The sequence below is a fragment of the Micromonospora sp. NPDC049175 genome (genome assembly GCF_043197345.1).
Taxonomy (GTDB): Bacteria; Actinomycetota; Actinomycetes; order Mycobacteriales; family Micromonosporaceae; genus Micromonospora.
Window position 1 is genome coordinate 262,283 of sequence record NZ_JBICSY010000008.1, and the last position, 24,399, is coordinate 286,681.

21 protein-coding genes are annotated in these 24,399 nt (G+C 70.2%); 15 read left to right on the forward strand and 6 right to left on the reverse strand.

Annotation, left to right across the window (positions count from 1 at the left end):
* Positions 1–109 precede the first annotated feature (109 nt).
* Genes ACGFH8_RS28610 through ACGFH8_RS28620 form a run of 3 tightly spaced genes read right to left on the reverse strand, consistent with a single transcriptional unit; the run spans position 110 to position 4,322 of the window.
* A complete protein-coding gene (locus tag ACGFH8_RS28610; RefSeq protein ID WP_393373017.1) occupies positions 110–1,705 on the reverse strand; it encodes a phytoene desaturase family protein in 1,596 nt (531 codons plus the stop codon).
* A 60-nt stretch (positions 1,706–1,765) separates the two neighbouring features.
* Positions 1,766–3,631, reverse strand: a complete 1,866-nt coding sequence (locus ACGFH8_RS28615) for an ATP-binding protein (RefSeq protein ID WP_393373020.1) — start codon at positions 3,629–3,631, stop codon at positions 1,766–1,768.
* Positions 3,621–4,322: a response regulator transcription factor gene (locus tag ACGFH8_RS28620; protein ID WP_393373021.1), complete on the reverse strand. Its 702-nt coding sequence runs from the start codon at positions 4,320–4,322 to the stop codon at positions 3,621–3,623. The genes ACGFH8_RS28615 and ACGFH8_RS28620 overlap by 11 nt, the downstream gene beginning before the upstream one ends.
* 113 nt (positions 4,323–4,435) lie before the next feature.
* Between ACGFH8_RS28620 and ACGFH8_RS28625 the strand changes: the two genes are divergently transcribed.
* The 4 genes from ACGFH8_RS28625 to ACGFH8_RS28640 are packed head-to-tail and all read left to right on the forward strand — an operon-like array spanning position 4,436 to position 8,058.
* Positions 4,436–5,047: a hypothetical protein gene (locus tag ACGFH8_RS28625; RefSeq protein WP_393373024.1), complete on the forward strand. Its 612-nt coding sequence runs from the start codon at positions 4,436–4,438 to the stop codon at positions 5,045–5,047.
* The gene (locus ACGFH8_RS28630) at positions 5,034–6,161 is read left to right on the forward strand and encodes an efflux RND transporter periplasmic adaptor subunit (protein WP_393373027.1); all 1,128 of its coding nucleotides are present in this window, start codon (positions 5,034–5,036) and stop codon (positions 6,159–6,161) included. Before ACGFH8_RS28625 ends, ACGFH8_RS28630 begins: the two co-directional genes overlap by 14 nt.
* On the forward strand, positions 6,158–6,850 hold the full coding sequence (locus tag ACGFH8_RS28635; RefSeq protein WP_393373029.1) for an ABC transporter ATP-binding protein: 693 nt from the start codon (positions 6,158–6,160) through the stop codon (positions 6,848–6,850). Before ACGFH8_RS28630 ends, ACGFH8_RS28635 begins: the two co-directional genes overlap by 4 nt.
* A complete protein-coding gene (locus ACGFH8_RS28640) occupies positions 6,847–8,058 on the forward strand; it encodes an ABC transporter permease (protein ID WP_393373032.1) in 1,212 nt (403 codons plus the stop codon). The genes ACGFH8_RS28635 and ACGFH8_RS28640 overlap by 4 nt, the downstream gene beginning before the upstream one ends.
* On the opposite strand, the gene ACGFH8_RS28645 is transcribed toward ACGFH8_RS28640, so the two are convergent.
* A complete protein-coding gene (locus ACGFH8_RS28645; RefSeq protein WP_393373035.1) occupies positions 8,026–8,889 on the reverse strand; it encodes a YhjD/YihY/BrkB family envelope integrity protein in 864 nt (287 codons plus the stop codon). The genes ACGFH8_RS28640 and ACGFH8_RS28645 overlap by 33 nt on opposite strands.
* Before the next feature lie 50 nt (positions 8,890–8,939).
* Here ACGFH8_RS28645 and ACGFH8_RS28650 point away from each other — a divergent pair, with 50 nt between their 5' ends.
* The 9 genes from ACGFH8_RS28650 to ispG all read left to right on the forward strand — a co-directional run bounded on the left by ACGFH8_RS28650 (position 8,940) and on the right by ispG (position 20,575).
* Positions 8,940–9,491 carry a GNAT family N-acetyltransferase gene (locus ACGFH8_RS28650; RefSeq protein WP_393373037.1) on the forward strand — a complete coding sequence of 184 codons (552 nt, stop codon included), beginning with the start codon at positions 8,940–8,942 and terminating at the stop codon, positions 9,489–9,491.
* A 426-nt stretch (positions 9,492–9,917) separates the two neighbouring features.
* On the forward strand, positions 9,918–13,883 hold the full coding sequence (locus ACGFH8_RS28655) for a CARDB domain-containing protein (RefSeq protein ID WP_393373039.1): 3,966 nt from the start codon (positions 9,918–9,920) through the stop codon (positions 13,881–13,883).
* 82 nt (positions 13,884–13,965) lie between these two features.
* Positions 13,966–14,148, forward strand: a complete 183-nt coding sequence (locus tag ACGFH8_RS28660; protein WP_393373088.1) for a DUF397 domain-containing protein — start codon at positions 13,966–13,968, stop codon at positions 14,146–14,148.
* Between the two features lie 374 nt (positions 14,149–14,522).
* Positions 14,523–14,738 (forward strand): NucA/NucB deoxyribonuclease domain-containing protein, encoded by a 216-nt coding sequence (locus ACGFH8_RS28665; protein ID WP_393373042.1) that lies wholly within the window; start codon positions 14,523–14,525, stop codon positions 14,736–14,738.
* 16 nt (positions 14,739–14,754) lie between these two features.
* Entirely contained in the window at positions 14,755–15,300 is a 546-nt protein-coding gene (locus ACGFH8_RS28670) for a hypothetical protein (protein WP_393373045.1), read from the forward strand.
* 767 nt (positions 15,301–16,067) lie between these two features.
* On the forward strand, positions 16,068–16,754 hold the full coding sequence (locus ACGFH8_RS28675) for a Uma2 family endonuclease (RefSeq protein WP_393373048.1): 687 nt from the start codon (positions 16,068–16,070) through the stop codon (positions 16,752–16,754).
* A gap of 177 nt (positions 16,755–16,931) precedes the next feature.
* Complete coding sequence (gene dxr, locus ACGFH8_RS28680; protein WP_393373051.1) at positions 16,932–18,143, forward strand: 1-deoxy-D-xylulose-5-phosphate reductoisomerase; 1,212 nt, start codon at positions 16,932–16,934, stop codon at positions 18,141–18,143.
* Positions 18,143–19,393 (forward strand): M50 family metallopeptidase, encoded by a 1,251-nt coding sequence (locus tag ACGFH8_RS28685; RefSeq protein WP_393373054.1) that lies wholly within the window; start codon positions 18,143–18,145, stop codon positions 19,391–19,393. The genes dxr and ACGFH8_RS28685 overlap by 1 nt, the downstream gene beginning before the upstream one ends.
* A gap of 9 nt (positions 19,394–19,402) precedes the next feature.
* Complete coding sequence (gene ispG, locus ACGFH8_RS28690; RefSeq protein WP_393373057.1) at positions 19,403–20,575, forward strand: flavodoxin-dependent (E)-4-hydroxy-3-methylbut-2-enyl-diphosphate synthase; 1,173 nt, start codon at positions 19,403–19,405, stop codon at positions 20,573–20,575.
* A 97-nt stretch (positions 20,576–20,672) separates the two neighbouring features.
* Here the strand turns inward: ispG and ACGFH8_RS28695 are convergent, their stop codons facing one another.
* On the reverse strand, positions 20,673–21,254 hold the full coding sequence (locus ACGFH8_RS28695; protein ID WP_393373060.1) for a PadR family transcriptional regulator: 582 nt from the start codon (positions 21,252–21,254) through the stop codon (positions 20,673–20,675).
* A gap of 134 nt (positions 21,255–21,388) precedes the next feature.
* Between ACGFH8_RS28695 and ACGFH8_RS28700 the strand changes: the two genes are divergently transcribed.
* Together ACGFH8_RS28700 and ACGFH8_RS28705 are read left to right on the forward strand one after the other, a co-directional pair.
* Positions 21,389–22,729 carry an MFS transporter gene (locus ACGFH8_RS28700; RefSeq protein WP_393373063.1) on the forward strand — a complete coding sequence of 447 codons (1,341 nt, stop codon included), beginning with the start codon at positions 21,389–21,391 and terminating at the stop codon, positions 22,727–22,729.
* Positions 22,659–23,498: a GNAT family N-acetyltransferase gene (locus tag ACGFH8_RS28705; RefSeq protein ID WP_393373065.1), complete on the forward strand. Its 840-nt coding sequence runs from the start codon at positions 22,659–22,661 to the stop codon at positions 23,496–23,498. Before ACGFH8_RS28700 ends, ACGFH8_RS28705 begins: the two co-directional genes overlap by 71 nt.
* A 209-nt stretch (positions 23,499–23,707) precedes the next feature.
* On the opposite strand, the gene ACGFH8_RS28710 is transcribed toward ACGFH8_RS28705, so the two are convergent.
* A partial coding sequence (locus ACGFH8_RS28710; RefSeq protein ID WP_393373068.1) for a transposase occupies positions 23,708–24,399 on the reverse strand: 692 nt, incomplete at its 5' end.

Consider the following 24,399-nt stretch of genomic DNA (forward strand, 5'->3'; position numbering starts at 1 on the left):
CCCCGTTGATCATGGAGTTATCGCCGACCGCAGCGGCGTGTCGTGACAATAACCTCATGATCAACCGCCTCGGGCGGGGGCGGGGGCGGGGGTCGGGGTGGGGGTGGGGTTAGGGCGTTAGGTCGGAGAGGATTCGGCGGGCGGCGTTGTGGCCGGCTGCGCCGATGACGCTGCCGGCCGGGTGGCAGCCGGCGCTGCCCGCGTACACGCCGTCGATGCCTGTCGCGTAGGGCATCCGGTCGGTGAACGAGACGGTGTTGTCGACGTGGTGGATGTGCCCGCCGGTGATGCCGAAGTGCGCCTCGATGCCGGGCGGGGGGAGCGGCACCGCGTCGGCGATCAGGTCACCGGTGCCGGGGGCGTACCGTTCGACGATCCCGATGAGCCGGTCGACGTAGCCGGGCAGCGCCGCGTCCCAGGTGGTGTCGGCCAGCTCGTAGGGGACCGACTGGACGAAGAGCGCCGACGAGTGGTGCCCGGCGGGGTCGGAGAGCGACGGGTCGACTGTGGTGTGCAGGTACCACTCGATTGTCGGCTCCGCCGGCAGCCGCCCGGCGCGCACGTCCGCCCACATGTCGCGCAGCGCGGTCATCGGCGAGGTGGCGTCCCCGCCGACCAGCGAGGCCGAGCCGGGCAGCAGGTGGATGGTCGAGCCGAACGGGCTCGGCGCGCCGGCCGGCAGGCAGGAGAACCGTGGCAGCCCGCTGAGCGCCAGGTTGAGTTTCAGTGTGGTGCCGGGGCGGCGGACCGCCGCCATCCGTTGGCCGAGCGGCGCCGGCAGCGCGCCGTCGGGCAACAGGTCGATCAGCCGGTACGGGTCACACGCGCCGAGCACCACACGCGCGGCGACCTGCCGACCGTCGGCCAGCACCACTCCGCTGGCCGCGCCGCCGTCAAGCGTCACCGCGCTCACCGGCGTACCGGTCAGGATCGTCGCACCGGCGGCGCGCGCGGCCTCGGCGAACGTCCGGGAGACCGTGCCCATCCCGCCCTCGGCGATCATCCAGGTGCCGCCGGAGCCGGGCAGCCGGCACATGTTGTGCACGAGGAAGTTGTGGCCGGTGCCGCTGTCGTCCGGGCCGGCGTTGAGCCCGGACAGGCCGTCGGTGACCGCGTACATGCTGACCAGCAGCTCGGAGCGGAACTCGAACCGGGCCAGGTAGTCGGCGACCGAGCCCCGCACGAGGTCGACGAAGACCTGCCGCAGCGCCGGGCGGACGTGCCGCTCGGCGGTCTCCTCGACGCTCAGCGGTTCGGCCAGCCAGGCCGGGGCGAGGTCGTCGCGCAGCGCGGCCAGCTCGGCCTGCATGGCGTCGTCGGCGGCCACGTCGGCGGGGGAGAAGAACTCGGCGAGCTGCGCCCGGGTGGCGGCGGTGTCGCGGCCGAAGAGCAGGTACGGCGAGCCGAGGCCACCCGGGGTGGGCAGGAAGTAGTGCGGGTCGCGGCGCAGCACCGGGATCCGGACGTCGAGCGTGGCGAGCAGCTCCGGGGGCATCAGCCCGAGCAGGTACGAGCCGGTGGAGTGCCGCAGCGCGGGCACCTTCGGGAACGGGTTCTCGGTGCGGGTCGCGCCGCCGAGCACGTCGGCGGCCTCCACCACGAGCACGTCCAGGCCGGCGCGGGCCAGCAGCACGGCGGAGACCAGACCGTTGTGCCCGGCACCGATGATCACCACGTCGGCGCGGGCCGGAATCGCACTGCTCATGCCGCCGCAGCCTAGTCCGGGCCACCGGTCCCGGTCACCCCTCCGCAGGCCGGCCAGTTCTTACGAAACAGGCCGTGAACCTTCAGGAGTAGTGGGGAGGCGGAGGGTGAAGGTGGAGCCTCGGGTGGGGGCGCTGGTGGCAGTGATCGTGCCGCCGTGGGCCTCGACGAGTTTGCGCACGATGGCGAGGCCCAGGCCGCTGCCGCCGGTCTGCCGGCTCCGGGACTTCTCCGCCCGCCAGAAGCGGTCGAACACCCGGGGCAGGTCCTCGGCGCTGATTCCACTGCCGGTGTCGGTGACGGTGATGACGACCTCGGCGTCCGTCGCGTCGGCGCCTATCGTCACGCGCCCGCCCGGCGGGGTGTGTCGTACCGCGTTGCCGACCAGGTTGCCGACGGCCTGGCGCAGCCGCACCGGGTCGGCGTCCACCTGCGGGTCGGCGTCGGTCCGCAGCAGCAGGGTGACGCCGGCCCGGTCCGCCTGGACCCGGGACGCGTCGGCCACCTGGGCCAGCAGGTCGGCGAGGTAGACCTGCTCGCGGTGCAGCCGCAGCGCGCCGGCGTCGGCCTGGGCCAGGTCCTGAAGGTCGGTGATCACATGTTGGAGGAGGGTGGCCTCCTCCAACAGTGAGGAGAGCAGTCGGCGGTCGGGGGCCGCGACGCCGTCCTCGACCGCTTCCAGCCAGCCGCGGATGTTGCTCACCGGGGTCCGCATCTCGTGGGCGATGTCGCTCACCATCGCCCGGCGTAGCTGCTCCAGCCGCTCGCGCCGTTCGGCCATGTCGTTGAAGACCTCGGCGAGCCGGGCGATCTCGTCGCGGCCGGTGACCCGGACCCGGGCGGAACCGTCGCCGTCGCGCATCCGCTGGGCCGCCCCGGTCAGGGCGTGCAGCGGCCGGGTCAACCGGATGCCGGCGAGGACTGTGCAGCCGACCGCCACCAGCAGGACCAGACCGGCGACCGCGACGATGCGGGCCTGGTTGGCGCGGGACAGGTCGAAGGTGGTCGACGGGGCGCCACCCGGGTTGGTGACGAAGAGGGTTGCCGCCGGGGCCACGTAGGGGAGCAACTGCTCCCGGCGACTGGTGCCGACACAGGCGCTGACCGCGAGGTTGTGCTCCTGGTCGACCTCGGCCGCGCCACGGGAGTCGTCGGCGGCGCTGGCCGCCGGCTGCCTCGTCCAGGTCCAGTTCAGGTCCACCTGTACGGGGGGCAGGCGCCGCCGCGCCAGGCAGGTGTTGACAAGTGCGTTGAGCTGGGCGAGCGCCTTGCCCTCGGTGGCCGTACGGCTCGCGAGATCATCCCTTTGCTGCACGCAGGCCGCACTGTCGGCGAGGTCGGTGCCGGGGGTGTCGATGCGGGGGCGGCCGGTGGGCCCGTCCACGACTGTGGCGTCGATCTGCGCCCGCAGGCGCAGGCACTGGACCGCCTCGGCCGCCCTGGCGCGCAGCGCGGCGCGCTCCTCGGGCCGGAGCAGGTACGGGCCTGTGGTGCGCGGGTCGATCCGGCTGGTGCCGCCGTCCGCTCCGGTCGCGGGGGTGGTGCCGGGCATCAGGGTGGTGTCGACGGCGAGCGCGTCGACGGTCGCGGAGGACGTCGTCGGGAGCGGGCCCGCCCCGGGCGCCGAGTCGGCGATCGGCGCGCCGGCCTCGGTGGTCAGGGCGATTCGCCGGTCGACGGACTGCGCGAGCGGTCGAAGGGTCTCCTCGACCCCGTCCCAGCTGGGGTGGGTGGCCGCGTACGCGAGCAGCGTGTCGTAGACGCGGGCGTCGTCGGCGAGGGCCTGGCCCTGCTCCTGGCGGATCGCCCCGGTGGTGGTCCGGACGGCCAGCCAGGCGGTGGCCGCGATCGACCCGACCGCGATGAGGACGGCCAGGGCCAGCAGCCGGAGCAGCAGGCTGCGGCGTAACGGCACCTCACGCGCCACGGTGTGGCTCCTCGACCAGCTTGTAGCCGACGCCGTACACGGTCACCAGGCGGGTCGGCTTACGCGGATTGGGCTCGATCTTCCGGCGGAGGTTCATCACGTGCATGTCGACGGTCCGGTTGGTGATGTACCTGTCGAACCCGTGCAGGTAGCCCAGCAGCTGATCCCTGGTGAACGCCCGGGCGGGCTGGGCGGCCATCGCCTGGAGCAGTTGGAACTCGCCCGGGGTGCAGTCGACGACGTGTCCGTCGCTGCGTACCTCGTGGCGGACCGGGTCGACGTGCAGGGCGCCGACCCGCAGCACCGGGTCGGTCTGCCGCATCGTCCGCTGGGTCCGGCGCAGCAGGCTGCGGGCCCGCGCGACCAGCTCACGCGGGCTGTACGGCTTCGTCAGGTAGTCGTCGGCGCCCAGGTCGAGGCCGAGCAGCAGGTCGTCCTCGGTCGATCGGGCGGTCACCATGAGCACCGGCAGGTCGGACTCCCGGCGCAGGATGCGACAGACGTCCAGCCCGTCGACCTTCGGCATCATCACGTCCAGGACCAGCAGTGCCGGCGGCCGTTGCCGGATCTGCTCCAGCGCGGCCCGCCCGTCGCCCACCACGAGCACCTCGTGCCCCTCGCGTTCCAGGTAGCGGCGAGCCAACTCCGCCTGCTTCTGGTCGTCCTCGGCTACCAGCACGTACGCGCACACGGCAGCGACTGTACGTGACAGTGGTGGCCTCCTCCGGTGCCGCTGAGCTGGGACTACCGGATCACGACCGGATCTTGACAGGTCTCTGACAGGTACGCGTGAGGCTGCCTGTCATGACGAAGGCAACCAATCGAGTCGCGGCCGGACTCGCCGCGGTGACCCTGCTCGCCGCCCTGACCGGCTGCGGCGGGGCGTCCGACGCCGACCAGGGCACCGCCAGTGGTGCGGGCGACGTGGCCTCCCTCACCACCCCGTCCGCCCCGACGAGCGGGACCCCCACCGGGGGTGCCGCCAACGGTCGGCCGCAGCTCCGCCTGGACACGACCGAGGAGGAGGAGCAGCAGTTCTGGATGACCTACAACGTCTGTCTGCGAGACCACGGGGTGCAGGAGAACAAGGGACGGTCGGCCGGTGCGGTGGGCGACGGCCCGGGGCTCTCCCTGGACCAGAGCGGGGAGCCGAAGGCGGCGTACGTGGCCTGCGCCAACAAGCTGCCACTCCAGCCGCCGGAGCTGGACCGGGACAAGAACCCGAACTACGTGAGCCAGTGGAACGACTACGTGCAGTGCCTGCGCGGGCGCGGGATGAAGATCCACTCGCTGCCGGACGGCTCCGGGTGGACCTACGACGACGGTGTCGCCAACCCGTCGAACGGTCTTGACGGTCCCGCGCTGGCCAAGGTCGACAAGGAATGCACGATGGAGGTCTTCGGTGCCCACAGGTAGCCCGACCGACGGACGCGGTCCGCGGACGACCAGGCGTACCGCGCTCGTCGTGGCGACGGTGACACTCGTGGTCGCCGTCGGCGTCGGGGTGTTGGCCCTTCGCCACGAACCTCGCGGTGACGCCGCGACCGCCGCACCGACGCTGACCACGACGACTGTGACCCGCGCCGACCTGTCGGACAGCCGCTCGCTCGGCGGGGCGCTCGGCTTCGGTCCGGAGCGGCTGGTGAAGGGGGCCGGGGAGGGCGTCGTCACCCGGCTGCCGAAGGTGGGCGACACGGTGGCGCGGGGCAAACCGCTCTACTGGGTCAACGACCGACCGGTGCCGGTGCTGTTCGGCGGGACTCCGCTGTTCCGCACGCTCGACAAGCCCGGCCTGGTGGGCAGCGACGTACGAATCGTCGGGGACAACCTGAAGGCGTTGGGCTTCCACACCGGCGCGCAGCCGTCGCGGGGTAAGGACGGCACGAAGATCGGCGCGGGCCAGGCCGTGCTCACGGAGAGCCTGATCGCCTCGATCAAGAAGTGGCAGCAGTCCGTCGGTCTGGAACCGACAGGCACCATCGGGGTCGGGCAGGTGGCCGTGTTGACCGGGCCGGTCCGGGTCAGCGCGGTGCAGGCGCTGCCCGGTGACCCGGTCGCCGGCGCGCTGCTGTCGGTCACCGAGAAGGTCAAGCTGGTCACCGTGCCGGTCGGGGCCACCGAGGTGGGCGCCATCGCGGTGGGCGCGACGGTGTCCGTCGCCCTGCCCGACGGCTCCGAGATCCCGGCCAAGGTCGCCTCCGTCTCGCACACGGTGCGGGGCGGAGGGTCGGACGATGGGACGGGGCAGAACAGCCCGCCGACGGTGGACGTCCTCGTCGCGCCGGTCCGGGCGGCGGACGTGGCCAAGCTGGACGCGGCGGCAGTCCAGGTCCGGTTCACCACCGCCGTCCACAAGAACGTGCTCACGGTGCCGGTCGGCGCACTCGTGGCGCTTCGCGAGGGCGGCCACGCGCTCCAACTGCCCGACGGTCGGCTGGTGGCCGTGGAGACCGGGATGTTCGCCCGGGGCCTGGTCGAGATCACCGGCGCGGGTGTGACCGAGGGCCTCGACGTGGTGACGGCGTCATGATCGCGGAGCCGGTGCTGAGCGTCGAGCGGGTGAGCCGGACGTACCCGGGCGGGGTGACCGCCCTGGACGACGTCTCCCTGACCGTCCGCGCCGGGGAGATGCTCGCCATCGTCGGGCCGTCGGGGTCCGGCAAGTCCACCCTGCTGAACATCATGGGCACCCTCGACCTGCCGAGCAGCGGTCGCGTCCGGATCGCCGGGCAGGAGGTCACCGCGCTGTCCGACCGCCGGCTCTCCGCGTTGCGGGGTCGGTGGCTCGGCTTCGTCTTCCAGCAGTTCCACCTCACCGACGGTTTGGACGCCGCCGAGAACGTCGCCACCGGTCTGCTGTACGCCGGGGTGCCCCGCCGTCGCCGCCGTCGTACCGCCGTCGAGGCGTTGGGCCGGGTGGGTCTGGCGCACCGGGTCGGCCATCTGCCGAACCAGCTCTCCGGCGGCGAGCGGCAGCGGGTGGCGATAGCCCGCGCACTCGTCAACGAACCGGCGTTGGTGCTGGCCGACGAGCCGACCGGCGCCCTCGACACGGTCACCGGTGAGGCGGTCCTGTCCCTGCTCACGGATCTGAACGCGGAGGGAACCACAATCGCCGTGATCACCCACGATCGCGATCTCGCCGCCCGTACGCCTCGACAGGTGGAGATCCGCGACGGCCGGATAGTCGCCGACACCGGTGCCGGGAGCCGGGAGTGAACGCCACGCCGGGTGGTGGTCGGCCGACCCGGCTCGCCCCTGTCGACGTACTCCGGCTTGGTCTGCTCGGGATCACCACCCGCCGGATGCGGGCGGTCCTCTCCGCCCTGGGCATCTCCATCGGCATCGCCACGCTCGTCGTCGTGGTGGGTATCCCTGCGTCCAGCCACCGTGACCTGATGGATCAACTCTCCGCCCTCGGCACCAACCTGCTGCGCGCGGAGCCGGTGCCGGACCAGAACCCGCAGGTGCTGCTGCCCGGGGACGCCGACGCCATGGCGAAGCGGATCGGCCCGGTCCTGACCGCGAGCGCTGTCGCGAACACCCACACGGTGGTACGCCGCAACGATCTGGTGGACAGGTACGACACCTCCGGGCTCAGCGTGCTCGCGTCCCGGCCCGGCCTGTTGGAGACGGTGAACGGCCGGGTCCGCAGCGGCCGGCCCCTCGACGCGGGAACGGCCGGGCTGCCGACGGCCGTCCTCGGGTACGTCGCGGCGAGCCGGCTCGGATTCGACAGCGTGGACCCCCGGCAACCACCCCAGGTGTTCATCGGCGAGCGCTGGTTCACCGTGATCGGCATCCTGGACCCGTTGCCGCTCTCCCCGGATCTCGACCGCTCGGTGCTTGTCGGGTGGGACGCCGCCACGGCCATGCTCGGCTTCGACGGTCACCCCACTGTCGTCTACCTGCGGGCCCGGGAGGACGCGTTGGAGGACGTCCGCGCGGTGCTGCCGGCCACCCTCAACCCGCAGCTTCCCGGGCTGGTGCAGGTCAGCCGCCCCTCCGACGCGCTCGCCGCGAAACGGGCCACGGAGAACAGCTTCTCCGCGCTGTTCCTCGGGTTGGCGGCGGTTGCCCTGCTGGTCGGCGGGATCGGCGTGGCCAACACGATGGTCATCTCGGTGCTGGAGCGCCGTCGGGAGATCGGCCTGCGCCGGGCGCTCGGCGCGAACCGTGGCCAGATCCGGGTGCAGTTCCTCACCGAGTCGGTGCTGCTCAGTGCGCTCGGCGGCACGGCCGGGGCGGCCCTCGGGCTGCTCGCGACAATCGGCTACGCCAGCTATCAGGGCTGGCCGCCCACGATCCCGGCGACAGCGGTGCTGGGCGGAATCGCCGGCGCGCTCCTGGTCGGCGTGGTCGCCGGCGTCTACCCGTCCATCCGAGCCGCCCGCCTAACCCCCACCGAAGCCCTCACGTCCTCCTAACCCCGCCCCCGCCCTCCCCCGCCAGCGGGAGAGGGCCAGGGTGGCGGAGTAGCCGGCCAGGACGATCACGTGGAACAGGTAGAGCCAGAGGAGTACGGCCACGCCGGCGCCGATCTCGTCGAAGCCGCCGAACGGCACGCCCAGGTCCAGTGGGAGGGAGGCGAAGAGCACGAAGCCGTGCAGGAAGCCGGAGAGGTTCGCCGCGGTGAACGACCCGACCGCGAGTGTGGAGAGCCAGTCCGGCGATGCCGGGCCGACCACCCGGAACACCCACACCAGCACCGGCGTGAGCACCAGCCAGACGGCCAGGAACGACAGCACCACACCGAGCACGCCGAGCCAGCCGCCCTGGCGGACGAGACGGGTGGTCAGCGGCAGCGCGAGCAGGATCGACAGCAGCAGGGCGGGGGCCGGCGCGAGCAGGGGCAGCAGCAGCAGCCGACCCCGCCAGCCGATCAGGTGCTCGTCGGAGCGGGGTGCGGCAACCGAGACGAACGCCCGGCGCAGACCCTCGCCGTACAGCGACGCGGGCAACAGGGAGGCCAGTGCCAGCAGTGGGGTCAGCTCCACCCCGGCGCCGACGAGCGCGTCCACCGCCCGCGGTGCGCCGATCGCGGTGGGCAGGGCTTCCACGGCGTACGAGGTGAGCCGGCGTACCCGATCGGCCCCGGCCACGAGCGCGGTGAGCCAGATCGCCAGCAGGGCGACCGGCACCACCGCGATCGCGCCGTAGAACGTGATCGCGGCGGCGTGCAGCGACAGGTCCCGTCCACGCATCGGACGGAACGCGGCGCTGGTGATCCGCTTCGCCCGCTGCCAACCGCTGCCCATCGTGATCCTTTTCCCCCTCGTCGGGTCCGCCACTCCTAAGATCGCCTGTCATGACTGTTCTCACCACCGACCGTCTCATCCTGCGCGACTGGACCGACGATCCGGCCGACCTGGCCCGGATCTACGACATCTACTCCCGTCCCGAGATCACCCGGTGGCTGGCCGTGTCGCCGGACCTGCCGATGACCGACCCGGCCCAGGCCGTCGAGCGGTTGCGGTTCTGGCGCGACCGGCACGCCGACGACGGCGGCCGGTACGGCACCTGGGCGATCGAGGTACGCGAGACCGGGCTGGTGGCGGGCACGGTGTTGCTCAAGCCGCTGCCGGGTACGCCCGAGACGGAGCTCACCGAGGACATCGAGACGGGCTGGCACCTGCACCCGGACTCGTGGGGTCACGGCTACGCCACCGAGGCGGCCCGGGCGCTCCTGGCGCGGGAGTTCGCCACCGGCACCTCGGAGATCTACGCGCTCGTGTCGCCGGGCAACGAGCCGTCGATGGCCGTCGCCCGGAGGCTGGGCATGACACACGTGGGCGAGCGGTCCGACTGGTACGGCGGGGAGCTGCTGGAGACCTTCGTTCGGAGGTCTACAGACGCCTGATCGTTCCCGTACGACCTGACGCAAGATCCGAGCAGCCTAGGGGAAGGTGTGGCCTCCAGTCGTCGGGAGGCGGCACCTTCCCCGACGTGTGCGCAGGTCAGCGCGGGCAGTGGCCCGCAGGGCAGGCAAGCCCATCAATAGTCACGGTGGTCGAAGTGTTGACGCTCCCGTAGCACATCAGTAACCTTTGGCCAAAGTAACGCAAGATTTCGACAATCGCATGCACGGTTCTGTGCATGTCCTCGGAAGATTCAACGGGCCTCCATGGGGGGCCCGGTTTTGCAGGTCGAGCGGCACCCCCGCGCCGCCCGTGCCACCCGCGTCTCCCTCGACACCGGCCTCGCATCTGCCGGCGCCGCACCGCCGCACCCCCACCCCGTGGTCCCGCCACCGCGCGGCAACCGTCCCCCGACGACAAGGACAGTGATGAGACGAACGAATCTGTTCAGGATGGTGGCGGCCACGGCCGCCGCCACGCTGATCGCCACGGCCGGAGCGACAGCTCTCGCGAACCCGGCCGCCGCCCGCCCGACCGCCACCGCGGCCGCACCGAGCAGCGGGTTCGCCGCGGCGGCCACAAACCTCGCCCAGGGCCGCCCCACCCAGGAGAGCGGCCACACCGACGTCTACGACTCGTCGAAGGTCGTCGACGGCAACGCGGGCAGCTACTGGGAGAGCCTCAACAACGCGTTCCCGCAGTGGGTGCAGGTCGATCTCGGCTCGTCGCAGAGCGTCAACCAGGTCGTGCTGAAGCTGCCGACCTCCGGTTGGGCCACCCGGACGCAGACGCTGAGCGTGCGGGGCAGCACCAACGGTTCGTCCTTCACCGACCTGGTCGGGTCGCAGACGTACACCTTCAACCCGGCGACCGGCAACACGGTCACGATCAACTTCGGTGCAACCTCCACCCGCTACGTCCGGATCACCATCACCGCCAACAGCGGCTGGCCGGCCGGACAGCTCTCCGAGCTGGAGGTGTACGGCAGCGGCGGCACCACCCCGGACACCACCGCGCCGAGCGTGCCGAGCAACCTCTCCTACACCCAGTCGGGCACCACGATCGGCCTCACCTGGGTCGCCTCCACCGACAACGCGGGTGGCAGCGGCATCGCCGGCTACGACGTCTACCGCAACGGCGCGTTCCTCCAGTCCATCGGGAACGTGACCACCTTCAACGACACCCAGCCGGCGACGGCGACCGTGTCGTACTACGTCCGGGCCCGCGACGCCGCGGGCAACCTCTCCGGCAACAGCAACACGGTGACCCGTACCGGCAGCGGTGACACCACCGCGCCGAGCACCCCGGGGACGCTGTCGCAGAGCACGTCGGGCAGCACGATCACGCTCACCTGGGGCGCCTCCACCGACTCCGGCGGCAGCGGGCTGGCCGGCTACAACGTCTACCGGGGCGGCAACCTGATCGCGACGCTGGGCACCGTCCTCACGTACCAGGACACCCAGCCGGCGACCGCCACCGTGTCCTACTACGTCCGCGCCCGCGACGGAGCTGGCAACCTGTCCGGCAACAGCAACACCGTCACCCGGACCGGCAGCAACCCGCCCGCCTGCACGAACGTGGCAGCGGGCAAGGCCATGACGGCGAGTGGCTCCACCTTCAGCTTCACCCCGGACAAGGCGAACGACGGGCAGCTCGGCACCTACTGGGAGGGCGCGGCGAGCTACCCGCAGAACCTGACCGTGGCGCTCGGCGCCAACCACTCGATCTCCGGCGTCACCGTGCGGCTCAACCCGGATTCGGCCTGGGGCACCCGTACCCAGACCATCCAGGTCCTCGGCCGCGACCAGGCGTCATCCTCGTACACAAGTCTGGTGTCGGCGGCGGCCTACCAGTTCGTCCAGGGCACCAACGCGGTGACCATCCCGGTCAGCGCGAGCACGGCGGACGTGCAGTTGCGGTTCACCGGCAACACCGGCGCACCGTCCGGCCAGGTGGCCGAGTTCGAGGTGTGCGGCACCCCGGCGCCCAACCCGGACCTGGTGGTCGGCTCGGTGACCTGGTCGCCGACGTCGCCCAGCGAGGTCAGTGCGATCACGCTCTCGGCAGTGGTGCAGAACATCGGCTCGGCGTCCGCAGGCGCGACCACTGTCAACTTCAGTCTGGCCGGCGCGGTCGTCGGCAGTGCCACGGTGGGCGCGCTCGCCGCCGGTGCCTCGACCACCGTGTCGGTGAACGCGGGCACCCGCCCGATGGGCAGCTACGCCGTCACGGCGGTGGTGGACCCGACGAACACGATCGTCGAGCAGAACAACGGCAACAACAGCCTGACGGCGGCGTCGCCGCTTGTGGTGGCGCAGGCCCCGGGGCCGGATCTGCAGGTGCTCGGCATCGCCTCGAACCCGCCGAACCCGGCCGTCGGGGCATCGGTCACCTTCGCCGTGACGGTTCGCAACCGGGGCACCACCGCGACCGGCGCGACAACTGTCACCCGGTTGGTGGCCGGCGGCACCACGCTCAACACCACCACCGCCTCGATCGCGGCCGGCGCGACGGCCACCGTGGCCGTCAGCGGTAGCTGGACCGCCACCAGCGGCGGCGCCACCATCACCGCCACCGCCGACGCCACGAACGTGGTAGCCGAGACCAACGAGACCAACAACGCGTTCAGCCAGTCGATAGTGGTCGGGCGCGGCGCTGCCGTCCCGTACGTCTCCTACGAGGCGGAGGCCGGCCGTTACCAGGGCACGCTGCTGGAAACCGACGCGCTGCGCACCTTCGGCCACACCAACTTCGCCAGCGAGTCGTCCGGCCGCAAGTCGGTACGGCTCACCAGCACCGGCCAGTTCGTCGAGTTCACCTCGGCCAACCAGGCCAACTCGATCGTGGTGCGCAACTCGATCCCGGACGCGCCGGGCGGCGGTGGCATCGAGGCGACCATCAGCCTCTACGTCAACGACGTGTTCTCCCGCAAGCTGACCCTGTCGTCGAAGCACAGTTGGCTCTACGGCAACACCGACGGGCCGGAGGCGCTCACCAACACCCCGCAGGCCGACGCCCGACGGCTCTTCGACGAGTCGAACGCGCTGCTGGCGCAGTCGTACCCGGCCGGCACCCGGTTCAAGTTGCAGCGCGACTCGGGTGACACCGCGTCCTTCTACGTCATCGACACGATCGACCTGGAGCAGGTGGCCCCGGCGGCGAGCCAGCCCGCCGGCTGCACCTCGATCACGTCGTACGGCGCGGTCCCCAACGACGGGCTCGACGACACCGCCGCCATCCAGCGGGCGGTGACCGACGACCAGAACGGTGTCATCGGCTGCGTCTGGATCCCCGCCGGGCAGTGGCGGCAGGAGCAGAAGATCCTGACCGACGACCCGCAGAACCGGGGCACGCACAACCAGGTCGGCATCAGCAACGTCACGATCCGGGGCGCCGGCATGTGGCACTCGCAGCTCTACACGCTGACCGAGCCGCAGAACGTGGTGGGCGGCATCAACCACCCGCACGAGGGCAACTTCGGCTTCGACATCGACAAGAACACCCAGATCTCCGACATCGCCATCTTCGGCTCGGGCCGCATCCGCGGCGGGGACGGCAACGGTGAGGGCGGCGTCGGTCTGAACGGTCGCTTCGGCACCGGCACGAAGATCAGCAACGTGTGGATCGAGCACGCCAACGTGGGTGTCTGGGTGGGTCGTGACTACGACAACATCCCCGACCTGTGGGGGCCGGCCGACGGGCTGGAGTTCACCGGGATGCGGATCCGCAACACGTACGCCGACGGCATCAACTTCAGCAACGGCACGCGCAACTCGCGGGTGTTCAACTCGTCGTTCCGCACCACCGGCGACGACGCCCTGGCCGTCTGGGCCAACCCGTACGTCAAGGACCGCAGCGTCGACATCGCCCACGACAACCACTTCGTCAACAACACCATCCAGTTGCCCTGGCGGGCAAACGGCATCGCCATCTACGGCGGCTACGACAACTCGATCGAGAACAACCTGATCTACGACACCGCGAACTACCCGGGCATCATGCTGGCGACCGACCACGACCCGTTGCCGTTCTCCGGCACGACGCTTATCGCCAACAACGGGCTCTACCGCACGGGTGGGGCGTTCTGGAACGAGGACCAGGAGTTCGGCGCCATCACGATCTTCCCGGCCACCCGGGACATCGTCGGGGTCACCATCCGGGACACCGACATCATCGACTCCACGTTCGACGGCATCCAGTTCAAGAACGGCGGTGGCAACATACCGAACCTCGCCATCACCAATGTGAAGATCGACAGGTCGAACAACGGCGCGGGCATCCTCGCGATGAGCGGCGCACGCGGTAACGCCAACCTGACGAACGTGACGATCACCAACTCGGCCGACGGCAACATCGTCATCCAGCCGGGCTCCCAGTTCGTCATCACTCCCTGATCCACACGCTTTCCAAGAAGTCGGGGTGTCCGCGGGCTGCGGACACCCCGACTTCCGTGAGCCCGAGTCGATCATCAGTGGCATCTGGCGCACGTCGACCCGGTCCGGCGGCGAGGGTGACTGCGTCGAGGTGGCCGGGTTCGCCGACGCGGTCGGCGTACGCGACAGCAAGGACCGGCAGGGTCCGGCGTTGACCTTCACCGAGTCGGCCTGGACCGCCTTCATCGCGTCAACCCGCGCGAAGCAGTTGAACAACCGCCGCTGAGACGCTCGGCGAACTCGTTCACCAGAGATCTTGGAAGGAAACGGCCCTGGGAGGGGCGATTTCCCTCCAAGATCTGTCGCAGGTCCGGGTTGGCAACCCCGCGGTCTCTGAGGAGGGTCCGGAATGGGCGCCCGGATCGGCCGCCGCCCGCAGATCTTGGACACTTTCCGTTACGCCGTAACGCCGTAACGGAAACTGTCCAAGATCTGCACGAACCAGTCGTGCGTGGTGGTGCCGGGGGTGGGGCGGCACCCTGACGATCTCCGGGGAGGAGTCTGTCGTCATCGATCACCACGCCTACCGGAACGTTCGCTCCCGCTCTGCAGCCACTTCGATCCGCCATCCGTGCAAACCGCAACGCCGCTCAATCGGGCTTGCCCCGCCCTGGTAATCTCGGCACGGATGCCGACGGGCAGGCCCTTTCCTGGGAGGAGTTCCCGTTCGCATCCACGAACGAGGGTGGAGCGGGGGCGACTTTGCGGCTGATTAACAAGGCGCAGAACGTCTCGCATGGGCGGGATTCGCTGTGGCCGTTCCTTCGGGATAATGGGGTTGGTAACGGGGGCTCTTACTCCGTCCGGGTCAAGTAGCTGAGTTAGGTAAGCGATGTTGACTACTGAACTTGATCAACTAGTTTCTCACCTGCGTCGCCTCGAGCGATCCGTGGTCTCGTTGCTGCGGCCGGGACTGACCGATCCTCGGACCTTGAGCCTCTCTTGGGTTGAAGAATTGCCGGAAACTGTTATCGAGTGGTTTCGGTGGTGCAACGGGGTGGAGGAGCGGCCGGGACAGTTGCAAGATGATGTGAATGTCATCCCCGGCTACAATCCGTTGTCGATCGAGGAAGCGGGGCGCCTGGTGCCCTCCTATGCCGGGGATCCGGTCTTGGGTGAGCACTTCCTCCCACTCTTGACCACGGCCGGCGGGGACATTTACGCTGCCGCTTGGAACCCTGGAGAAGATGGGGTTCGGGTAGCAGGAGTCCTTGTTGGTGAGCCGACCGAACTCGAGTTCTCCAGCATTCATCAGATGGTTTCGCTATTCAATGCATGCTACGAGAGTGGTGCCTTCTTCGTTGACCGGGACGGCCGTTTGGCACTTGATCCTGGAAAATACGACGAGACCTACGCCGAAGTGGTTGTTGGCGAATAGCCGGATGCGGCGAAAGCTCTTCGAAATGGAATCTGCACCTGCTTGCACCATCGACCGCCCGTGCGAATACGCCGTAGTCGCCGTGCCGTTCTTCTCCGCGTCAACCCTGCGCAAACGGGTTCCACCCTCGCGCTGTATTGGCTGACCGAGGGGGAGTGTCGGCCGGCGGCGGCGGCTGCTGCTGCTGCCGGGACTGGGTTCGTCATGCGGGAGCCGGTCGAGCTCGCCAACGAGTCGATCATCAACGGGCAGACCTTCGCGGCGATCGGTCCCGAACTGCCGCCCGACTACGTAGAGCTAATCGAGCTGTACTCGCGGGGGTCGGTTCGATGGTTACCTCTGGTTGCTGGAGCCGTCGTCGTCTAAGCGGGCATATGACCTCATCGAAGCCTACGAGGAGCGCAATGAGGCGCTGGAGATGTTGTGGAACGGCGGTGAGCCCATGCCCCCGCAGCTCCACGGGCGGAATTCGCGGATGATCCCGTGAGCCTCCACGGACAACGGGGAGTTCGTTTCAACGAACCGACCCCGCGGCCAGCGCCTTGAGCTGAGTGAAAAGGCTCTGTCCGCACTGCCTCGGATCAGCGGTCATTTGGCGAATACGGCAATTCGCCGTGAGTGCGGGCTCGGCTTCGACTGAGGGGCAGTTGTGAGACGACACTGTCGGTCGCCCGCGCATCGACGGACACGCTGTGCGGCCAGGCTTTCGCGGGGCTGCGGGACTAGGCTGAGCTGAGCAGGATGGTCCGCTGAGGGGGTGAGCCCGAATGGCCCAGGCCGCGTTCGCGCCGGAGCCGGAGCCGGAGCCGGAGCCGGAGCCGGAGCCGGCGCCGCAGCACACCGAGCCGTCGTTCGACGTGCTGCGGTGGCACGACGAGCCGTGGACCGCGCAGCTCGCCCTCGACCTGTTGCCGGAGACCAACGGCCCCAAGGTTGAGGTCCTGAGCGGAAGCGTGATCGGGACACCACACGCGGGAATCGATCATCAGTCGGTCGAGCGAGAGTTGCCGTACGTGCTGCACCGTGCTGCGCGGAAGGCCGGATTCTGGGTCTATCCGGAGATCAACGTGATCTCCGGGGGTGATCTCTTCATCCCGGACATCGCTGTGTTGCGTAACTCGGGCGGTGGGCGCACCACGGTTCCCATCGCCGAGGCGGTGCTGTTGGGGGAGATCGTTTCCCCGGGTAACCGGCGTAAGGACGTGATCGACAGGCCCCGGGAGTACGCGGCCGTCGGGGTGCCGTTCTTTCTCCGGGTGGACCTGCGCAACCGGGTGCCGACGATCGCCCTGTTCGAGTTGGTCGACGGTGAATACCGCCCGTTGGCCGCCGCTGCGGCGGGAAGCACCTTCGCCATGCGGGAGCCGTTCGAGTTCGCCATCGACCCGGCCGAACTGCTCGACGAGGAGGCGTCGGATGCGACGCCCACCGACTCGGCCGACGACAACGCTTGATCGACACGGTTTCGTTGAAGTTGGGGTGTCCGGGTGCCGGGGATAGCCCGGTTTCCTGGAAGGCGAGTCGATCAAGGGTCGGCGGCGGGCGGCGCGCGGCGCGCGGCGCGGGACAGGTGGGCGGGGAGGGTTGAGGCTCCCAGCGGGTGTTCAGTGACCGTGGGGGAGAATGGGCGCGTGACTTCCCCCCGCGACCTCGTTCTGCTCGGGTCCACCGGTTCGATCGGCACGCAGGCCATCGACATCGTCCGGCGCAACCCGGACCGGTTCCGGGTGGTCGCGGTGGGTGCGGGTGGCGGCAACGTCGAGCTGCTCGCCGCGCAGGCCCTCGAACTGGGCGTCGAGGCGGTCGGGGTGGCCAAGGCGTCCGCCGCGCAGGATCTGCAACTCGCGTTCTACGCCGAGGCGAGCCGGCGCGGCTGGGCCACCGGAGACTTCAAGCTTCCCAAGATCGTGGCCGGGCCGGACGCCATGACCGAGCTGGCCCAGTGGCCGTGCGAGATCGTGCTCAACGGGGTGGTCGGCTCGCTGGGCCTCGCTCCTACGCTGGCCGCGCTGCGGGGTGGTCGTACCCTCGCGTTGGCCAACAAGGAGTCGCTCGTGGCCGGCGGCCCGCTGGTCAAGGCCGCGGTGACGCGGCCGGGGCAGATCGTGCCCGTCGACTCGGAGCACTCGGCGCTGGCCCAGTGCCTGCGCAGCGGGACGCGCGGCGAGGTGCGGCGGTTGATCGTCACAGCCAGCGGCGGCCCGTTCCGGGGTCGGGGGCGCGACGAGTTGACGCAGGTCACACCGGAGCAGGCGCTCGCCCACCCGACGTGGAACATGGGGCCGGTCGTCACGATCAACTCGGCGACCATGGTCAACAAGGCGCTTGAGGTGATCGAGGCGCACGAGTTGTTCGACGTGCCGTACGCCGACATCACCGTGATGGTGCACCCGCAATCGGTGATCCACTCGATGGTCGAGTTCGTCGACGGGTCGACGATCGCCCAGGCCAGCCCACCGGACATGCGGCTGCCCATCGCGCTCGGCATCGGCTGGCCGGACCGGGTGCCCCAGGCCGCCACCGCCGTCGACTGGACGGCCGCGCACACCTGGGAGTTCGCTCCGCTTGACGACGTCGCGTTCCCGGCCGTCGCCCTGGCCAAGGCCGCCGGGGAGGCCGGGCGCTGCCGCCCGGCGATCTACAACGCGGCGAACGAGGAGTGCGTGGCGGCGTTCGTCGCGGGCCGACTGCCGTTCCTCGGCATCGTCGACACCCTCGAGCGCGTGCTGGAGGACGCTCCGGACTTCGACGAACCAGGTACCGTCGACGACGTGCTCGCGGCCGAGTCGTGGGCACGCGCGCACGCGCAGGAGATCATCGCGGGTTCGGTGGAAGGAGCTTGATGTCGTACCTGCTCGGGGTGGTCCTCTTCGCCCTGGCCATCCTCGTCTCGGTAAGTCTGCACGAGGCGGGGCACCTGCTGACCGCCAAGATGTTCGGGATGAAGGTCACCAAGTACTTCGTCGGCTTCGGCCCCACCATCTGGTCGTTCCGGCGGGGTGAGACCGAGTACGGCCTCAAGGGCATCCCCCTCGGCGGCTTCTGCAAGATCGTCGGGATGACGCCGCAGGACGACGACGTCGAGCCGGGCGACGAGTCGCGCGTGATGTGGCGCTACCCGGTGTGGAAGCGCACGATCGTGATGGCCGCCGGGTCGATCACCCACTTCGCCCTCGCCCTGGTCACGATCTGGATCCTCGCCGTCTCCGCCGGCCTGCCCAACCCCGACTTCCCGACCACCGAGGGGCAGGCCCGCCAGGAGCCCGCCGTCATCCAGCTCAGCCAGTGCGTGGTGCCGGAGAACGCGGTGCGGGAGTGCACGTCCGCCGACGCGGCCAGCCCGGCGGCCCAGGCGCAACTGCGCAACGGTGACCGGATCACCTCGATCAACGGCACCCCGGTCGGCAACTACGGCGACCTGCTCACCACCCTGCGCACGCTCAAGCCGGGGGAGACCGCGCAGATCCAGTACGTCCGTGACGGGCAGCCGGGCAGCGCCAGCACGGTGCTCGCGCAGACCCAGCGTCCGCCGCTGGACAACCCGAGCGGCGCCGCCGCGCCGGTGGCCGCGCTCGGCGTCGGGCTCGTCCCCAGCACGCCCACCCGCGTGACGTACGGCCCGGTCGGCGCCTTCGGCGCCACCGCCGACTTCACGGGTGACCTGGCCGTCGGCACCGCCCAGGCGCTCAAACGCCTCCCGCAGAAGGTCCCCGCCCTGTGGACCGCCCTCACCGGCGGCGAACGGGACGCCGACACCCCGATCAGTGTGGTCGGCGCCAGCCGGCTCGGCGGCGAGGCGGTGGAGAACAACGCCTGGCTCGTCTTCTTCATGCTCTTCGTGTCGCTGAACTTCTTCATCGGCGTGTTCAACCTGCTGCCGCTGCTCCCGGTGGACGGCGGCCACATCGCCATCGCCTGGTTCGAACGGGCCCGCTCCTGGGTCTACGCGCGCATCGGCCGGACCGACCCCGGCCGGGTGGACTACCTCAAACTGATGCCCTTCACGTACGTGGTGATCCTGATCGGTGGCGCGTTCACGCTGCTGACCATCGCCGCGGACGTCGTCAACCCCATCACGCTCTTCTCAAGGTGAGTGCCTGAAGTGACAGCTATCAGTCTCGGTATGCCCGCCGTGCCGCCCCCGCCGCTCGCTCCCCGTCGGGCCAGCCGCCAGATCATGGTGGGTTCGGTGCCGGTCGGCGGCGGCGCGCCGGTGTCCGTGCAGTCGATGACCACGACCCTCACCTCCGACATCAACGCCACGCTCCAGCAGATCGCCGAGCTGACCGCGTCCGGCTGCCAGATCGTCCGGGTGGCCGTGCCCTCGCAGGACGACGTCGAGGCGCTGCCCGCGATCGCCAAGAAGTCCCAGATCCCGGTGATCGCCGACATCCACTTCCAGCCCAAGTACGTCTTCGCGGCGATCGACGCCGGCTGTGCGGCCGTCCGGGTCAACCCGGGCAACATCCGCCAGTTCGACGACAAGGTCAAGGAGATCGCTCGCGCCGCGGGCGCGGCGGGAGTGCCGATCCGGATCGGCGTCAACGCCGGGTCGCTGGACAAGCGCCTGCTGAGCAAGTACGGCAAGGCCACCGCCGAGGCGCTCGTCGAGTCGGCGCTGTGGGAGTGCTCGCTGTTCGAGGAGCACGGCTTCCGCGACATCAAGATCTCGGTCAAGCACAACGACCCGGTCGTGATGATCCGCGCGTACCGGCAGCTCGCCGAGCAGTGTGACTACCCGCTGCACCTGGGCGTCACCGAGGCCGGCCCGTCCTTCCAGGGCACCATCAAGTCGGCGGTCGCCTTCGGTGCCCTGCTCGCCGAGGGGATCGGCGACACCATCCGGGTGTCGCTGTCCGCCCCGCCGGTCGAGGAGATCAAGGTCGGCAACCAGATCCTGGAGTCGCTGGGTCTGCGCGAGCGTGGCCTGGAGATCGTTTCCTGCCCGTCCTGCGGACGCGCCCAGGTGGACGTCTACAAGCTCGCCGAGGAGGTCACCGCCGGCCTGGAAGGGCTGCCGGTGCCGCTGCGGGTCGCCGTGATGGGCTGCGTCGTCAACGGTCCGGGTGAGGCTCGCGAAGCCGACCTCGGCGTCGCCTCGGGCAACGGCAAGGGCCAGATCTTCGTCAAGGGCAAGGTCGTCAAGACGGTGCCCGAGGCGCAGATCGTGGAGACGCTCATCGAGGAGGCGCTGCGGATCGCCGACGAGATGGGCGCCGAGCTTCCCGAGGAACTGCGCGGGCTGATCAGCGGCCCGACCGTCACCGTGCACTGATCTCCACTGCCTGCGGAAAGCGGCCGCCTCCCCTCGGGAAGACGGCCGCTTTTCTCGCTTTTGGGTGGCGCTTGTCGTGCTTGTCGTGCGCTTCGGTTCACTCGGATTCGGCGAGGATCGCGTACAGCTTGCGCCGGGTCTCGTCGAGCACCTGGGCGGCCCGCTCACGCTGGTCGTCGGTGCCGTTCATCATCACCTGACGCAGGGCGTTCATCGCCTGCGCGCCGGAGTCGCGGATGTCGTGCCAACTGCTCACGGTGCCCTGGGCGACGTCCGCCCACGCCGGGGTCTGCGCGGCTTCGGTGGCCTCGGCCTGGCCGGCCTCGGTGACCGTGAACCGCTTCCGCCCGCCGCCGGACTCCTCCGTGCTGGCGACGATCACGCCCTCGTCCTCCAGCAGTTGGAGAGTGGGGTAGATGGAGCCCGGACTCGGCCGCCACGCACCGCCGGTGCGGGAGTCGATCTCCTGGATCATCTCGTAGCCGTGCATCGGCCGCTCGGTGAGCAGGGCCAGCACGGCGGCTCGGACGTTGGGGCGTCGGCCCCGACCCCGGCCACGGCCTCGACCGCCCCAGGGGCCGCCGGGTCCGTGCTCGTGCGGGCCGGGCGGGATCGGCGGGAAGCCGAATCCGCGCATCCGGGCCTCGTGCATCTGGTGGTGCTGTCGGTGGAACCGCATCGGGTTCTTCCTCTCTTCGTACTGTCGCTGATGCATCAACGATATATCGGCAACGCATCGGCGACAAGTCTTCAACGCATCGGCGACAAGGCTTTAATTGCAAACCGTACGTACGTCTTGCTAGCGTCCCGGTCATGCGCCTGCTTCCCCCACCGGGCCCGGCCCGCGTCCTCACCATCGGCACCCTGGTCAAGACCGTCGGCCGAGGGCTCTGGCTCGTCGCGAGCGCGCTCTTCCTCACCCGCTCGGTCGGCCTGTCGGCGACCCAGGTGGGCATCGGTCTGACCATCTCGGCCCTCGTCGGCGTACTGGCCAGCACACCGAGCGGCTACCTGGCCGACCGCGTCGGCCCCCGCGGCGTGCAGGTCGGCGCACTGTTCGCCGCCGGCACCCTGACCACAGGTCTGATCGCCGTACGCTCGTTCCCCACGTTCGTGCTCGTCGGAGCCGCCACGGCGCTCGCCGACGCCATCGAGCGCGGCGCCCGGGGCGCGCTGATCGCCGGAGCGATCCCCGCAGACCAACGGGTACGCACCCGCGCCTACCTGCGTGCCACCACGAACGTCGGGATCTCCGTCGGCGCGGTCCTCGGCGGCTTCGCCATCGCCGCCGACACCCGAACCGGCTACGTCGCGCTGATCCTCACCGCCGCGGCGGCATCCCTGGCCGCGGCGACGATCTTCCTCCGCCTGCCCAGCGTCGCCCCGATCGCAGCCCCGACGCACGGCCCCCGACTGATCGCCCTGCGGGACCGCCCGTTCCTCGCCTTCACCCTCGTCGACGGGCTGATGTCCATGCACTTCAGCCTGCTCACCATCGCGCTGCCGCTGTGGATCGCCGGGCACACCAACGCGCCGATCTGGATGATCTCCGCGCTGACGCTTGTCAACACGGTGCTCGTGGTGCTCCTCCAGGTCCGCGCCGCCCGAGGCGCCACCACACTGCCCGGAGCCGCCCGCGCCGCCCGTCGCGCGGGTATGGCCATCGCCCTGGCCTGCGTACTCTTCGCCGCCAGCGGCGCACTGCCCACCGTCGGCGCGGTGAGCCTGCTCGGCGTCGGGGCGATCGCCCACGTGACCGGCGAGCTGTGGCACTCCGCCGCCGGCTGGGGCATCTCCTTCGGGCTGGCGCCGGCCGACGCCCAGGGGCAGTACCAGGGGACGTACGGCATGGGTTACGAACTGGGCAAGATGCTCGCGCCGGTGGTGGTGACCACCCTCGCGCTCGGCTGGGGCGTACCGGGCTGGTTGGTGCTCGGTGCCCTGTTTCTCCTGCTCGGGGCACTGGTGCCCCCGGTCGTCAGGTGGGCCGGGCGGACCCGGCCGACAAGCGCGCCGGCCGAGCCGGTGCCGGCCTTGCCACTCGACCGGCGAAGCGGGGGGTCGATCTGGCAGGCTGGTAGGCGTGCTGACGGTGCCGGTACGCCAACTGGGGGAATCGGAGCGCCGCGCGGTCGAGCGTCTACTCGACCATGACCCGTTCGCGGGCGCGCAGGTCGCCGAGCGGATCGCCGCGCGCGGGCTGTCCTGGTGGCGGGCCGAGGGCAGAATCCTGGGGTACGGCGCGCGCCGCAACCTCGAATCACTGTGCTGGCTCGGCGGCAACCTCACGCCGGTGCTGGCGACCGACGCCGCGGTAGCCGCCTTCGCCGACCTCCTCGCCGGCGAGGAGCGGCTCTGCTCCTCGATCGTCGGCCGAGCCGATGCGGTGCTCGGGCTGTGGGACCGCCTCTCCGACACGTGGGGGCCAGCGCGGGACGTCCGCCCCAACCAGCCACTGCTGGCCACCGACACCCTGCCACCCGTACCGGCCGACCCGGAGGTACGCCAGGTCCGCTCCGGCGAGGTCGATCGACTCTTCCCCGCCGCGGTGGCCATGTACACCGAGGAGGTCGGCGTCTCCCCGCTGGCCGAAGACGCCGGACGCAGTTACCGCCGACGGGTCAACGACCTGGTCCGGGCCGGTCGGGCGTACGCCCGCTTCGTCGACGGCAAGGTCGTGTTCAAGGCCGAGTTGGCCGTCGTCACCAAGCGGACGGCGCAGGTCCAGGGCGTCTGGGTGGCACCCGAGTGGCGGGGTCGAGGAATCGCGACGGCCGCCATGGCAGCCGTGGTCCGCGACGCGCTGCTGCGGGTCGCCCCCACCGTCAGCCTGTACGTCAACGACTTCAATCTCCCAGCCCGCCGGGTCTACGAGCGCTGCGGCTTCCAGCCGATCGGCACCCTCGCCACGGTCCTCTTCTGACCGCTCCGCGCTTCGCCGGAGCGCCGTGCGCCGTGCGCCGCGCGCCGCGGCCCGTGCGCCGTGCCCGTGCGCCGTGCGCCGTGCCCGTGCGCCGTGCCCGTGCGCCGTGCATTACCGGAGATCTTGGACAGTTTCCGTTACGGCGTAACTGTGCTGTCCCGAGACATGTGTCAAGGTGAAGTCCCGATAGATGTGTCATGGGTTGTTGATCATGTTGTTCGGGTGAGGGTGATGTAGTCCTTGTCGGGCTGCAGGTGTAGGTGGCCGATGGGTTGCCCGTGGGGGTCGTAGACGGTGACGTGGTTGCTGTCGCGGATGGCGGTGACGGTGGTGCCGGCGTGGGTGGTGCCGACGCTGGTGCGGTGCCCGGCGATGCGGATTGCGCCGGTTTGGCTGACGCGGCAGTGGTGCAGGGTGGCGTCGGTTTGTGTGGGTGGGCTGTGGGGTCCGCCGAGGCTGGGTGCGACGGCCCAGGTGTGGGCGGGGGTGGCGCGTGCGGGTAGGGCGCTGTGGCGTCGTTGGGTGTTGTAGTAGCGGCGGTAGATGTTGAGCAGTGTCTGTAGGTCGGTAATGGTGTTCGGTGTTGGCTGGGTGCTCAGCCATTTTTTGAGGGTTTGGTGGTGGCGTTCGACTTTGCCGCAGGTCTGCGGGTGGTAGGGGCTGGAGTTGATCGGCCGGATACCGTGGTCGAGTAGGCACTGAACGAAGGTGGAGATCGACCCGGGTTTGGTCAGTCGGCTGGTGAACGCGGTGCCGTTGTCGGACAGCATGAGGGCGGGGGTGCCGTACTCGTCGAACGCCTGCCGGATCGCGGTGAGGGCGCCTTCGGCGGTCTCCGCGATCGTCGCGTGACAGCCGACGAGGGTTCGGGTGCAGTCGTCCAGGACGTCGAAGACCGCGG

Coding starts and splice junctions, on each gene's coding strand:
- ACGFH8_RS28635 (WP_393373029.1), top strand. CDS start 6,158: ATGATCGCGGAGCCGGTGCTGAGCGTCGAGCGGGTGAGCCGGACGTAC.
- ACGFH8_RS28650 (WP_393373037.1), top strand. CDS start 8,940: ATGACTGTTCTCACCACCGACCGTCTCATCCTGCGCGACTGGACCGAC.
- ACGFH8_RS28700 (WP_393373063.1), top strand. CDS start 21,389: ATGCGCCTGCTTCCCCCACCGGGCCCGGCCCGCGTCCTCACCATCGGC.
- ACGFH8_RS28675 (WP_393373048.1), top strand. CDS start 16,068: ATGGCCCAGGCCGCGTTCGCGCCGGAGCCGGAGCCGGAGCCGGAGCCG.
- ACGFH8_RS28645 (WP_393373035.1), bottom strand. CDS start 8,889: ATGGGCAGCGGTTGGCAGCGGGCGAAGCGGATCACCAGCGCCGCGTTC.
- ACGFH8_RS28625 (WP_393373024.1), top strand. CDS start 4,436: ATGACGAAGGCAACCAATCGAGTCGCGGCCGGACTCGCCGCGGTGACC.
- ACGFH8_RS28610 (WP_393373017.1), bottom strand. CDS start 1,705: ATGAGCAGTGCGATTCCGGCCCGCGCCGACGTGGTGATCATCGGTGCC.
- ACGFH8_RS28655 (WP_393373039.1), top strand. CDS start 9,918: ATGAGACGAACGAATCTGTTCAGGATGGTGGCGGCCACGGCCGCCGCC.
- ACGFH8_RS28685 (WP_393373054.1), top strand. CDS start 18,143: ATGTCGTACCTGCTCGGGGTGGTCCTCTTCGCCCTGGCCATCCTCGTC.
- ACGFH8_RS28695 (WP_393373060.1), bottom strand. CDS start 21,254: ATGCGGTTCCACCGACAGCACCACCAGATGCACGAGGCCCGGATGCGC.
- ACGFH8_RS28670 (WP_393373045.1), top strand. CDS start 14,755: ATGTTGACTACTGAACTTGATCAACTAGTTTCTCACCTGCGTCGCCTC.